At 49.3% G+C, this 13,922-nt stretch carries 11 protein-coding genes; 10 read left to right on the top strand and 1 reads right to left on the bottom strand.

Annotated elements, in window-relative coordinates:
• Positions 1-146 precede the first annotated feature (146 nt).
• From H164_RS0108405 to H164_RS0108435, 7 genes are all read left to right on the top strand, one after another.
• On the top strand, positions 147-683 hold the full coding sequence (locus H164_RS0108405) for an LOG family protein (RefSeq protein WP_025830292.1): 537 nt from the start codon (positions 147-149) through the stop codon (positions 681-683).
• A gap of 174 nt (positions 684-857) precedes the next feature.
• Positions 858-1,421 carry a hypothetical protein gene (locus tag H164_RS0108410; protein WP_019968203.1) on the top strand — a complete coding sequence of 188 codons (564 nt, stop codon included), beginning with the start codon at positions 858-860 and terminating at the stop codon, positions 1,419-1,421.
• Positions 1,422-1,712: 291 nt separating this feature from the next.
• Positions 1,713-2,300: a superoxide dismutase gene (locus H164_RS0108415; protein ID WP_025830291.1), complete on the top strand. Its 588-nt coding sequence runs from the start codon at positions 1,713-1,715 to the stop codon at positions 2,298-2,300.
• A gap of 254 nt (positions 2,301-2,554) precedes the next feature.
• Positions 2,555-2,941 (top strand): VOC family protein, encoded by a 387-nt coding sequence (locus H164_RS0108420; protein ID WP_025830290.1) that lies wholly within the window; start codon positions 2,555-2,557, stop codon positions 2,939-2,941.
• A 35-nt stretch (positions 2,942-2,976) separates the two neighbouring features.
• Complete coding sequence (locus H164_RS0108425) at positions 2,977-3,417, top strand: hypothetical protein (protein ID WP_019968206.1); 441 nt, start codon at positions 2,977-2,979, stop codon at positions 3,415-3,417.
• A gap of 9 nt (positions 3,418-3,426) precedes the next feature.
• On the top strand, positions 3,427-4,251 hold the full coding sequence (locus tag H164_RS0108430; RefSeq protein ID WP_019968207.1) for an SDR family NAD(P)-dependent oxidoreductase: 825 nt from the start codon (positions 3,427-3,429) through the stop codon (positions 4,249-4,251).
• Positions 4,248-5,741 carry a class I adenylate-forming enzyme family protein gene (locus H164_RS0108435; protein ID WP_019968208.1) on the top strand — a complete coding sequence of 498 codons (1,494 nt, stop codon included), beginning with the start codon at positions 4,248-4,250 and terminating at the stop codon, positions 5,739-5,741. Before H164_RS0108430 ends, H164_RS0108435 begins: the two co-directional genes overlap by 4 nt.
• 118 nt (positions 5,742-5,859) lie before the next feature.
• Here H164_RS0108435 and H164_RS0108440 read toward each other — a convergent pair whose 3' ends face one another.
• Entirely contained in the window at positions 5,860-7,233 is a 1,374-nt protein-coding gene (locus tag H164_RS0108440) for an MATE family efflux transporter (RefSeq protein WP_025830289.1), read from the bottom strand.
• 188 nt (positions 7,234-7,421) lie between these two features.
• Between H164_RS0108440 and H164_RS0108445 the strand changes: the two genes are divergently transcribed.
• The 3 genes from H164_RS0108445 (at position 7,422) to H164_RS0108460 (ending at position 13,907) form a co-directional block, all read left to right on the top strand.
• Positions 7,422-8,183 (top strand): ABC transporter ATP-binding protein, encoded by a 762-nt coding sequence (locus H164_RS0108445; protein ID WP_019968210.1) that lies wholly within the window; start codon positions 7,422-7,424, stop codon positions 8,181-8,183.
• A gap of 777 nt (positions 8,184-8,960) precedes the next feature.
• Positions 8,961-12,152, top strand: coding sequence for a SusC/RagA family TonB-linked outer membrane protein (locus H164_RS0108455; protein WP_019968212.1), 3,192 nt, complete (start codon positions 8,961-8,963; stop codon positions 12,150-12,152).
• A 21-nt stretch (positions 12,153-12,173) separates the two neighbouring features.
• Positions 12,174-13,907, top strand: coding sequence for a RagB/SusD family nutrient uptake outer membrane protein (locus H164_RS0108460; RefSeq protein ID WP_019968213.1), 1,734 nt, complete (start codon positions 12,174-12,176; stop codon positions 13,905-13,907).
• The last annotated feature ends 15 nt before the right edge of the window (positions 13,908-13,922 follow it).

Genomic DNA, 13,922 nt, shown 5'->3' on the forward strand with positions numbered 1-13,922 from the left:
GTGGCTTTTTGATGTCCTTCGGACGTGGTTCGACGTTGAAAAAGCGTTTTGTCGCGGTCGTAGGAAATCCTTTTGCCGATGCTAAAGTAATAAAATTATGGACAAACGAAAGCTTTTTCACAGATTTTTTTAATAAATTTGCGGATATGAAAATAGGAGTTTTTTGTTCTGCGAACAACGGAATTGATGCCGAATACTTCAAGAAAACCGAGGATTTGGGGGCTTGGATGGCCCGCAACGGGCATGATGTTGTGTACGGAGGTTGCAATTGCGGGCTGATGGAAACCATCGGAAAGGCCGTCCATGAGGGTGGGAGAAAGGCCATAGGTGTCATTCCCCGCGTGGTTGAAAAGGGCGGACGCGTTAGCAATTCGGTTGATGTGAACATCGCATGTGACAACCTGAGCGACCGCAAAGACCTGATATTGGCTCAGAGCGACGTGCTGATTGCATTGCCAGGTGGCATCGGTACGCTCGATGAAGTGTTCACTGTGGCAGCCAGCCGCACGATAGGTTATCACGCAAAAACAGTGATTCTCTACAACATGAACGGCTTTTTCGACTCGCTTATTGGCCTGCTTGACGACCTACAACAGCGTGGAATGATTCGCGGAAAGTGGTCAGATTATATCCAAGTTGCAACTGATTTGGAGGGCATTCAGCGCCTGATTGGGCGTTTATAAGGGTAAGTCTCCATTGTTTTCAGCTTCAAATGAGAGGCGGTTTTCATTATGATTGGCCAGCATGACGAGCCGTTATGCGATTATTTTTTTTCGATTTCATAACCTTTTTCTTTGTATAAATCAAGAAAAAAACGTATTTTTGTGCTATAATTTAACTTTAATATATCAGAAATTATGAAGAAATTCTTTATGATGCTCCTTGTGAGTACTTGCCTTACAACCGCATCCTATGCGCAAGTAAAAGTAGAAGAACCCGAATTTGCAGAAGAAACTCTGCTGCTTACTTCTAACACACAAGGCGTAAAACTCAGTCGGGAAAATGGAACTGTAAAGACCAAGGCCGGCGCAAGCCTTTATCTTACAGGTATAGGAAAAGTAAAATCACGCCTTACCCTGCAAGGTACAAAATCAACCAGCCAAGTAAAAGGTTCAACAGAGACGCGTCTTATCGTTAAAGCAATCAATAATGAAACTGATCCGAACTCGTTTATCAACATATTTAAGTTTGAAATAAAAGGAAAAGAGCGGAGATACCAACTCGCGGAAGCGGGAACACTCTCTAAAACCGAGACAAACAATCTCTCAAGTGTAGACTATAAGGCCAAGAAATATGGTAAAAGTTCTTATCTTCTTGTGCTTGAAGGACTCACACCAGGCGAATACGGTATTGTTATCGGTGACCCCAATCATGAAAATACAAAGAATTCGATGAAAGTTACTACATTTACTGTTGAATAATCAAAAAGATAATGATATAACCATGCGCCTCCTTTGACGGGAGGCGCATTTTCTTTGTGTGCAAGTTGGTTGAAAGCATACACATAAAGAGGTGAAAAACCTCTGTCGGCAAGGCTGTTTTTTCGCTTTTTCTTGCCAAAGTAGCCGGGCAAATGGCTATTTATCTATCGCCCGATAGATAAAATCGATTGCAGGAAAGGATAACTTTGCCTATCTTTGCAATGTCAATCAAGTCACACAAGGCTGCAAACGATTGACAGAACAAAGAATATTCACATTAAAAACGAAAACATTATGAAAATAGAAATGCCAACGTTGCCTTATGCAACCAATGCTTTGGAGCCGGTTATCAGTGAACAGACCATCAATTTCCACTACGGAAAGCACCTGCAGAACTATGTGAACACGCTGACTTCGCTGGTGAAAGACACCGAATGGGCCGACAAGAGCGTGGAAGACATCGTGAAAGGAGCACCCGATGGGCCGCTTTTCAACAATGCCGGACAGGTTTTGAACCATGCGCTCTACTTCTCTCAGTTCCGTTCGCCACGCCAAAACAATCAGCCTGAAGGCCGTTTGCTGGAAGCCATCAACACTTCGTTCGGCAGTTTCGAGAACTTCAAGGCACAATTCACGCAGGCTGCGACGACACTCTTCGGCTCTGGCTGGGCATGGCTCGCACAACAGGAAGACGGAAAGCTTGTCATTACGAAAGAAGCTAACGGAGGAAACCCTGTTCGCCAAGGCTTGAAGCCCATCTACGGACTTGATGTTTGGGAGCACGCTTACTATTTGGACTTCCAAAACCGCCGTGCCGACCATATTGCGGCAAGTTGGGACATCGCCGATTGGGACGTCGTTGCCGGAAGGTTGCACTAAGACTAGCCGCCATAAAGGTAAGAAAAACAAACTACACAGGATAACATACACGACAAAGGAAGCTAGCTATAAGGCCTGCTTCCTTTGTCTTTGTATCCCCATAGAGGTCTCATCTAACCGATAGGTCGCATGATTTCTGTCGGAATTTGATGGATATTGGGAAAAAATCCGTAAGTTTGCAGGGAGAAGAATACGGGCGGTAAGCAGAGAACAATGCAGCCCCGACCTCTTCAAACAAGCAAAAACAGAATGCAATGACAAGGATTGAGCATTTGGCAATGTATGTTGAAGACCTCGAAAAAGCAAGGGATTTCTTCGTCAACTACTTCGGTGCAGCCTGCAATGACGGCTACCATAACCCGAAAACCGACTTTCGTTCCTACTTCATTTCATTCGAAGGCGGGACAAGATTGGAGCTCATGAACAAGCCAACCATTGAGATTAATCACCGAAAGCGGGAAGTTACGGGCTATATCCACGTGGCCTTGAGCGTGGGAAGCAGGAAGAAAGTGGACGAACTGACTGCCCGACTGCGCACAGATGGCTATGAAATCGTTTCCGGACCACGCATCACGGGCGACGGCTACTATGAAAGTTGCATCGAAGGTTTCGAAGGTAACCTGATAGAAATAACGGAATAGCCTCGTAAAGGTACTTGCATATCGACCGTGAAACCATGTTCAGAGACTTGCTGACACACATCTTCAGATTATTTTTCGTGCACATTGGTGCCTGTTTGCGCTGGCTGTATCACGAAATCAAGGGGAGAGAGCGTTACAGCTACCATGCTTTCATCACTGATTCTCCATTGCTCGACGGTGTCAAAAAGCCTTATCAAGAGGCTTTTGAAGACTGGAAACGGCAGCAGAACGAAAGAAATACTCGGGCTACAACGCTGCTTAATGCCCGCCAACAACGGATTTTCAATACACTGAAAGCCGAAGGTTACGGTCGGGAAGAGGCCATCGAGGCCATGATTTCGGCCGGAGACATCACGCTGACAGACACGGATGTCTTCCCTCGGAACCCCGAATACTTCACCAACCGCAGCCTCAATGCCCTCATCGGCCTACTGTTCTGCCTGATAATCGTCGTGTTTTACTGTTATATCTGTTAAGAAAAAGCCATGTCTCTACTGTCTTCTATCCTTTATCCTGCGCCCCGTTTGCATGAAAGCCGACTGAAAAACCGGTTCAACGGCCGGTGGGTGGTCGTCACGGGAGCCTCACATGGCATCGGTGAAGCCTTGGTTCGAAGGCTGATGCACTGTGGGGCTAATCTCTATTTGCTGGCAAGAAGCGAGCCCGAATTGCAGGAGCTGTGTCGCGAAGCACGTGCGATGGGTTGCCGTGCAAGCTACCGTTGCGTCGATTTACGCGACAGATTGGCATTGAATTCTGTGTGCGGTGACTTGGCAAAAACGCTGCCATCGGTGGACTTTCTCTTCTGTAATGCGGGCAAATCCATCTGCCGCAGCCTTGTAGATGCAACCGACCGGCTGCACGATTTCGACCGGACAATGGACCTGAACTACCGTTCCATGGTGGCATTATCGCTCACTTTACTGCCTGCTTTGCGCCGAACTGGCGGCCAACTTGTCTACACTTCGTCGGTCAGTAGCCTTTATCCTCCGGCCCCAAAGTGGTCAGCTTACCATGCTTCCAAGTGCGCTTCTAACGTTTGGTGCCGCACAGCTGCGTGCGAATGGCATTCACTTGGCATCGGTGTCCACGTGGCCTATCTGCCTTTGGTGCGCACGCCAATGTCGCAAGTCAACCCAAACTACCACGCACTTCCGGCTTATTCGGCCCACGATGCCGCCGGAATCCTGTTGCGATTGGCCTTGAGTAATCGCTTTGCCTACAAGCCGTGGTGGGCCTGGGTGACTGCTCCTGTGGCCTCGTTCCTTGCACCTTTCGTTCGATTCTTTTATCAAAAAGCCGCCCGATGAACCTGTCTTTGCTCCGTTCCCTTGTGCGTTTGCATCTCATTACGCCGCGCGGCATCATGCGATTGCTGGATTGTCTGCTGCGCGAAGGCATCACGTTGATGGCCGTTCTCCGCTTTTCGGCTCGCTATCATGCGGCAGATTGCGCCTTGATTGCCGACGGTGAGCGCATCGATTACAAGGAGTTTTACCACCGAGCACGGTTGTTAGCCGGTATATTGTACGCTGATTACGGTTTGAAAAGCGGCGACCGTGTGGCCTTGCTGTGCCGCAATCACATGGCTTCGGCCTTGCTCCTGCCGGCCCTTTCACGCTTGGGCGTTCACGTGAAACTGCTGAACACCGACCTTGGAAGCCGACAATTGGCCCACCTGATGGCCCGTCCTTTCGCACTTTTCATCTATGATGAGGCCGAAAATACAGCCATGTCGGTGCCCGATTCCTGTCCGAAAACATCGTGCGAAACGCTGATGAAGCGCATGAGAGTACAGCCGTCGACAGTCCGCATTCCCCTTCCTTATATAAAAAGAGGTGGAGTCATCAGCGTGTTGACGGGCGGTTCGAGCGGCAACTACAAGGAGGCTGCCCGCCAAACCGGCATTTTTGCGTTCCTTTCTCCATTCTTTTCGCTGCTTCAAGACGTCCATATTGACCGCTATCAGAGCGTGCTTTTGGTCCTTCCCTTCTATCATGGTTTCGGCTTGGCCACGTTGATTATCTCGCTTGTCATGGGCAAACGGATTTGTCTTTTGCGTCATTTCGATACGAATGTGCTTGATACGATAGCAAAAGAGCACATAGAGGTGATGCCAATCGTGCCGGCTATGCTCGCAAGATTGTGGCAATCGGAACATGCCGAGGCCCGGATGAAATCGCTGAAATGCCTCATCAGCGGGGGTGACAGGCTGGAAAAGCTGTTGGTTGAGAGGACTTCGGCGAGCTTGGGTGATGTGCTTTACAACCTTTACGGCACATCGGAAGCGGGCTTTTTCATGCTGGCTATGCCGCAAGAATTGCTTCGTGGTGATGAAGTTTCCATCGGAAGACCTATCCGCGGCATGCAATGTGCCGTCAGAGATGCCGACGATGAAGGCGTAGGAACGCTGTGGGTGAAGTGCAAATGGGCCATGAACGGTCGGCAAAATCGCTGGCAATCGACGGGCGACCGCGTGTTTCAAGCACCCGACGGCCGTTATTTTCATCGCGGAAGAGCCGACAAAATGGTGGTTTGTGGGGGCGAAAACGTCTATCCGGAGCATGTGGAAGCGTGTTTGAAAGCCCACCCTTCGATTGCCGAAGCACTGGTCTTTGCCGTTCCCGACGCCCGTTTCGGCTCGGTACTTCACGCTCGGATAGAACCTCAAAAAGGGGCCGTGCTCACCGAAGACGCGTTGAAACAATGGCTGAAGCCACAGATTTCGCGGGCCGAAATGCCCCATCGCTTCATCTTTTCCCCCATAAAAATACTGTCAACGGGCAAGAAAAGCCGATGAAAAACGCCTGCCCTGAGCCGGCCGGATTTCTTATTTTTGCTGTCTTCTCAGTTTGTTTGAGCAACAAACTCCTTGTCCTTATCGCTCAATTTCGGCCATTTTATGCCTAAACGTCCTTTTACCGTTTTACGCTTTTACCTTTTAACCTTTTCATAAGCCACCAAAATGCGGGGATAAGGAACAAATCTGCCATCACCCAAGCCACGGGATCGGCATAGCAAACGCCCGTCCAAGTCAACGCCGGCACCAACCAAAGGCTCACACCGCAGCGGGCTAACATCTCCATCACGCCGCTCATCATGCTCAAATTGCTGTAGCCGAGCCCTTGAATGCTGTAGCGTAGAATGACAAGAATGCCCAACGAAGGATAGAACCAGTTGGCGATGCGCATCAAAAGAGCGGCATTTGCAATCACTTCCTGCTCGCCGTTATTGACGAAAAGCATCATCATTTCGTCGGCAAATGGGTAGATGACGGCCACGGTCAGCACGAAATAGACGAGCATAACGAGCATGGCATCCTTCACACCTGACTTGATTCGGTCGATACGACCAGCCCCGATGTTCTGTCCGCAATAGGTCGCCATGGCCACACCTATGTTCTCCAGCACGCAAGTAAAGAGGTATTTGATGCGCAAAGCAGCTGTGAATGAGGCCACATATACTGTACCAAGCGCGTTATTTGCACTCTGTAACATGATGATTCCAATGCCTGTTATCGAGAATTGTAGGCCCATTGGCACGCCATTATTCAAGAGAATGCTTATCCTTTTGTTGTCGAATTGTCGTTCATCTCCCTGTGGAACGAGCATCGGCATGTGGCGTCTGATGAACCGATAGCACAGCCATGAGGCGAAAGCCTGACTGAGTAGCGTGGCTATTCCGGCCCCTTCGACACCCATTCCCAGCAGCAGAATGAGCACCACGTCAAGCAAAATGTTCACCAACGACGATACAATCAGGAAATAAAAAGGCTGCTTTGAATTGCCCAAAGCCCTGATTTGACCGGCATAAAGATTATAAGTTATGGTGAAAGGAATGGCGCAAAACTGAAGGAAAAGGAACACATAAGCATCGTGAAAAATGTCATTCGGCGTGTTAACAAGCTGGAGAATCTTCTCGCAAAGCAGGCATGAAAGCAGCGTAATGACCACGGAAAACACCATGGCAATGCGCAAAGCATTGCTCACATAGCACCGCATTTTGTGGTAATCTCCAGCACCGAAGGCCTGAGCCACAGGAATTGCGAAGCCCGCACAGGCCCCGTTGCAGAAGCCCATGATGAGAAACATGATGCTACTTGAAGCACCTACGGCGGCCAAAGCGTTCACTCCAATCCACCGACCCACGATGGCTGCGTCGATAATCAGGTACATCTGTTGCAGCAGATAGCCCAAAATCAAGGGCACGGCAAACTTCAATATGGCGCGAGCAGGGGCACCTTCGGTCATATTTTCAATGTGGAGCGAGGATTGTTGCGTGTGAGAAGACATATGAGGGAATGTTGAATGCGAATTGTTGAATGTGGAATTGAATGAGTAACTCGTGTAGAATGAAGCATGTTCAATGAGCATTCAAATCATAAAGTTCAAAGTTCAAACGCCAAAGTTCAATGCTAAAAGCTTACGCTTTTCCTTTGCAAAATTATAAAAGATTATAGATAAAAGTGTATCTTTGCGGCATGGAAACCGTCGTTTTGGAACATTTAACCATCGGATACACGGGAAAACAGGTGGCAAGCGACTTGCAAGCGGCCCTTCAGGCGGGCGAGTTCACATGCCTGTTGGGCCCGAATGGCGTGGGAAAATCGACGCTCTTGCGCACGCTTTCGGGCTTTCTCCGCCCGCTCGAAGGCTGCGTTCGCCTCAATGGAAGGGACATTTCGAATCTCACGCCCCATGAACGTGCCGGGCAAATTGGCGTGGTGCTCACCACGAAACCCGATGCCGGACACATCACGGTGGCCGAGCTTGTGGGCATGGGACGCTATCCTTACACCGGGTTCTTCGGCACCTTGCGCAACCGCGACCGCCGGATTGTCGACGAAGCCTTGGCATTGGTGGGCATAGAAACGTTGAAAACGCGGTTGATAGGCACGCTGAGCGACGGCGAACGGCAGAAGACCATGATCGCAAAAGCACTGGCCCAGCAAACGCCGGTGATATTCCTTGACGAGCCGACGGCCTTTCTCGACTTCCCCAGTAAGGTGGAAACGATGCAGCTGTTGCGCCGTTTGGCCCACGAACTCCATAAGACAATCCTCCTTTCCACGCACGATATCGAACAGGCTTTGCAGGTTTCCGACCGCCTTTGGCTCATGGATAGCGGTGCACTCCACGTGGGATCGCCGCGCCAACTGGCTGCCGACGGTTCGCTATCGCGTTTCATTCAGCGCGGCAACATACGCTTCGATGCCGACAACCTGCGTGTGTTCATCACATAGAAACGCCTCGCTGAAGGCTGTGAGACGCTCAATGGCGATATGCCCCCTTATATCTTCACGGACAAAAGAGCAGCACACTCAAGTAAGTTCGATACGTTGATGCCGATGAAATCTTATATCTCTACGGATAAAAACACTGCCCTGAAAAGCAACCCTAAAGATCTTATTTTCCGCCTCCGCCCACCCCGTTTTTCCGTTTCAGCCGTTTCGGTTTTCAATCTCAGTCATTTCGCCGTGCAATCTCAGCCATTTTGTGCGGTGAAATGGGCCATATTGCACGACAAAATGGCTGAGATTGAAACGCAAGGTCCAAGTCGTTGATTATCAATATGAAGCATGTAGGGACGCACGGTCCGTGCGTCCGCCCACGTTTTAGTTAACAGTGAACGAGTAAACAAATTGGCAAGTTGATTGTTCCGCGCAGAACGGACGTACGAACCGTGCGTCCCTATATGCCTTCTTGTCTGCAAATTATTTTTAATACAGCAAATCCTAAAGGTCAATGTTCAAAGTTCAAAGTTCAAAGTCAGTAAATCCTAAAGTTCAAAGTTCAAAATTCAAAGTTCAAAGTCAACGTCCCTACATCGTTACGCATGTATGTTTCATGGCAAAGCAATGGGCATTGGTTTCCGACATACGGTGCATTTCCGGACACAATCATGTGTTTTTTGTACGATATTAGAATGTTTTTGTATTATTCTGCCATGAACAACGGGCCGATTTCCCTAATTTTGTCATTCAAAGTTGAACAATTATACAACCTTTTCAGATTAAGACATGAATCGTTTAAGGAAAAACATTACGAAAAAACGCATATTGTCGCTCCTCATGATGTTCACATCGGTGGCGATTTGTGCACAAACTAAACTCTCAGGTGTAGTGAAAGACAACACTGGCGAAGCGATGCCGGGAGTCAGTGTGGTGATAAAAGGCACGAATATCGGTACGGTTACCGACCTGAGCGGAGCCTTTAGCCTGCAGACTGACCGCAAAGAAGCCGTGCTTTCTTTCTCATTCTTGGGCTTTGTTACGCAGGAATTGAAGGCCCAACCGGGCAAGTTGATGACCGTGACCCTGCTGGAAGACAACAAAAGTCTCGAGGAAGTGGTGGTCATCGGCTATCAGGAAGTGAGGAAACGTGACCTGACCGGGTCTGTTTCCAAGGCCGATGTGGGGGCGCTTATCAGCACACCTGTGTCGTCATTCGACCAGACATTGGGAGGCCGTTTGGCTGGAGTTAACGTGTCGTCTAACGAAGGTATGCCCGGAGGAACAATGAACATCGTTATCCGAGGCAACAATTCGCTGACGCAAGAGAACTCACCTTTGTATGTCATCGACGGCTTTCCGGTAGAGGATGCGAGTATTGCAGGGTCTATCAATCCGTCGGATATCGCTTCGATTGACGTGCTGAAAGACGCTTCGGCCACGGCAATTTACGGTGCACGTGGGGCAAACGGCGTTATCATCATCACCACAAAGAACGGCCAAATCGGCCAACCTAAGGTGAATTATGACGGAAGTATGGGTTGGCAAACGGTGACCCGGAAGATTCCAATGATGAATGCTTACGACTTTGTTTCGCTGCAAAAGGAGATGTATTCAAAGACTGTTGACGACACCTACCTGTCTCTTCACGACGGAAAGCAGTGGACTTTGGACGATTATCGGAACATTCCGCAATACGATTGGCAGGACATGATCTTCAGAACTGCCCCATTACAGAACCATAATGTGAGTCTCACGGGGGGCAACGAGGGCGTGCGCTACACGGCATCCGTGTCGTATTACGACCAAGACGGCGTGGTGTTGAACTCCAACTACAACCGTTTACAGGGCCGATTGGGCACGACTATCAACCATAAGAAGTGGAGAGTGAACCTCAACCTCAACTATTCTCAGGCCCGACGCATGGGACAATCGCCCTCGGCCTCGTCTCATTCGGGCATGAACAACCTCTTCTACAGCGTGTGGGGCTACCGTCCTGTGACGCAACCCGGCCTGCCTTTGCAGTCGTTGGTGGAGAATGCGACAGACGACGACGTCAACAATACGACCGATTATCGCTTCAATCCCATCATGTCGTTGAACAACGAATACAACAAACAAACGACAACTTACTTGCAATTCAATGGTTTTGTGGAATACAAACTGACGAAAGAACTGCGCTTGAAAGTGTCGGGTGGCTACACAGATACACGCTTTGACAACGACATGTTCAACAATTCAAAGACCCGATATGGCGGCCGTACGTCGATTGAGAAGGTGAATGCGCAGGTCATTCGCACCAAGCGTGCCACATGGTTGAATGAGAATACGCTGACATGGCAGACCAATTTCAACAAGCGTCACTATCTGAATGCGCTGTTGGGTTTCTCACTTCAGAACTCAGACTATGAATATTATCGCTTCAAGACCATTCGCATACCGAACGAAAGCCTTGGAATGGCCGGCATGAGCGATGGAACACCGACGGTGACCCGGTCGGATAAGGCCTCTTGGGCCATGATGTCTTACTTCGGTCGCGCCAATTACAACTACAAATCAAAATACTATGCCACCGCAACAATGCGTGCCGATGGTAGCTCAAAGTTCAGAGGAAAGAACCGTTTTGGCTACTTTCCCTCTGGATCTTTGGCGTGGAACGTCACTGAAGAGAAGTTTATGAAGCCCTTACGCAGTACGATGAACAGCGGAAAATTACGCTTGAGTTGGGGTCTGACGGGTAATAATCGCGTGGGAGAATACGACACCTATGGGCTTTACCAGCTGCTCAAGGACCGCGAAGGCGACCTCGTTTCGCTCGGAAGTGTCCCAAGTGGCGTCTTTCCTTTCAACAACGACAACACCAATGTGGGCATGGTTCCGACCTCAATCCCCAACAAAGACTTGAGATGGGAGACCACAGAGCAATGGAACTTGGGCTTCGATCTTGGCTTCTTCAACGACCGTATCGGGCTGACGGTAGACCTTTACAGCAAGACAACACGCGATTTACTGTTGGTATCGAGCCTTCCTTTGTCTTCAGGTTTCGTCAGTGCGACGAAGAATGTGGGCAAGGTTCGCAATCAAGGTTTGGAAATCACGTTGAATACCACCAACATCAAGACCAAGAATTTTGAGTGGACAACGAACTTCAACATTGCTTTCAACCGCAATAAAGTGCTGGCATTGGCAGACAATCAGACGGCACTGCTCACCGCAGCACAGTTCGATCAGAACTTCAACACGCAGAGTAGCTACATCGCAAAGGTAGGACATTCGATGGGAACCATGTATGGTTACATCTATGAAGGGACTTATAAGTATGAGGATTTCAATAAGTCGGGCGACAGTTATACGCTGAAATCGAACGTTCCTCACTTTGCTTCAGAGGCCAATACACAGCCCGGTATGCCGAAATATCGCGATGTGAACGGCGATGGTGTCATCGATTCGAATGACTGTACGACAATCGGTAACGGACTTCCCAAGCATATCGGCGGCTTTACCAACAACTTCTACTATGGTGATTTCGACCTCAGCGTGTTCTTCCAGTGGTCATATGGCAACGATATATTGAATGCCAACCGGCTGATGTTCGAGAGTTCGTGGAACAAAGCCCGTGAACTGAACCAGTATGCCAGCTACGCTGAGCGCTGGACGGTGGACAATCCGACGAGCAATATTCCAAGGGCTACGTCCTCAAGTTCCAACCGTGTGTTCTCTTCGCGCATCATCGAAGACGGTTCGTTCCTGCGTTTGAAGACCGTGACCTTGGGCTACAGTGTTCCGAAGAAGATGCTTTCGCGCTTCAAAATCGACCGGTTGAGAATCTATTTCGCCGCACAGAACCTGTTTACCCTGTCCAACTACAGCGGTTATGACCCCGAAGTATCCATCAAGGACAGTGCCCTGACGCCGGGATTGGACTTCTCTGCCTATCCGCGTGCACGTAGTTTCAGCTTCGGCATCAACCTTGGTTTCTAATCATATATATAAGTATCTGCAATGAAATTATCTAAATTATCGATCATTATACTGTCGGCAGCCCTGATATTGACTGCAAGCTGCAACTTTCTGGATAAAGAACCGACGCGAACAACGTCGGGAAGCTACTTCAAAAACGAGGCCGAAACGGAGTCATTCCTTAAAGGTGTGTATGCTATTCTGACTCAAACCTCTTTCTATGGCAACGACTATTTCTTCCTTGCCGGCGGAGATGACTTGGAAGCCTACGGCGGTCCGGGTCGTTCTCCGGTTACAAGAGGCTTGATTTGCAACAATGCCAACAGCAGTGACCCTGCGGTTACGGCCTTTTGGTATACGCTTTATGCCGGCATCAACCGTGCAAATATCTTCTTAGAGAGTGTTTATGGGGTTTCGGGACTGCCCGAATCGGCCAAGAAAAGAATGGCCGCAGAGGCTCGGTTCCTGCGTGCTTTCTATTATTTTAACCTCGTTCAGTGCTGGGGAGACGTTCCTTTCAAGACTTCTTCCACGCAATCCGTAGATGGTTTGCAGATTGCACGTACGCCCAAGGAGCAAATTTACGACTTTATCTGCAAGGAGATGGAAGAAAGTGCCGACCATCTCAAGACGGCATCTGAGAACGGTTATCTGCCGGGAAGCGTCACCAAGTCGGTGGCATGGGGCATCTTGGCAAGGGTGTATATGTTCCGTGCCGGCGAATGTTTCCGCGATGGCGTGGCACCCGACCCAACCTTGCGCAAAACCTATTTCACAAAGGCCGGCACCTTTGCCCAGAAAGTAATGCATGAAGGGCACACGCTTGCGCCAAACTATTGGGATTACTTCATCGACCAATGTTCCGACAAGTACAACACGACAGGAAAGGAGAGCATTTGGGAGGCAGAATTCACGGGAAACTACAGCACCGACACCCGAACGGAGGGACGTGTGGGGAATATCATCGGCATTCAGGCTCCCGATTTGTCGAGTAAAGCCGAACTTACCGGCAAGGCTGACCCCGGATTTGGCTATTGTTTCTTTTGGAGTACGCCGAAACTGTATGAGCTCTATGAAGCAAACGGAGACAAGAACCGCATGAATTGGAACATAGCTCCCTTTACTTACACGCAATCCAAGTCGGGAAAAGGCGTTGACGGCCGTATGTTCGAGAAAGGAAAGCGTGATGAAGTGAAGGCACAATACTGGAACAAGTCGTTCAGTTACGGCGATCAGCCTTCCAATGCGAAGTTCGGCGACCGCGAAAAGACCACCGAGACCACGGATTACAGTAGGGCATGCGGCAAATGGCGGCGCGAATACGAACCGGACAAGAAGAATAAGAACTTCACATTGGTCAACTTCCCGATTCTTCGCTATGCCGATGTGTTGCTGATGGTGGCAGAATGCGAGAATGAAGTCAACGGTGGGCCCACGACATTGGCCTATCAATGCATCAACGCTGTTAGACAGCGGGCTGGTATAGCCGTTCTTGCAGGCCTTAATCAGGAAGATTTCCGCACAGCTGTTAAGAATGAGCGCGCCATGGAGCTGTGTTTCGAGATGACACGACGTTTCGACCTGATTCGTTGGGGAGAATTCAAGGCCAATATGAATGCGTTGGTCGCCAGAGCCAAGAATGGAAGCAACTGGACCTTGGGCCCTTCCAACGTCTACACGTATTTCCAAGTGTCGGATACCTATAATTATTTCCCGATTCCATCAAACGAAATGTCCGTCAACAAGGCGATTAAGGACAATAACCCAGGATGGTAGGGAGCGAAAGCGCCT

Source organism: Segatella maculosa DSM 19339 = JCM 15638 (genome assembly GCF_000382385.1).
GTDB lineage: Bacteria > Bacteroidota > Bacteroidia > Bacteroidales > Bacteroidaceae > Prevotella > Prevotella maculosa.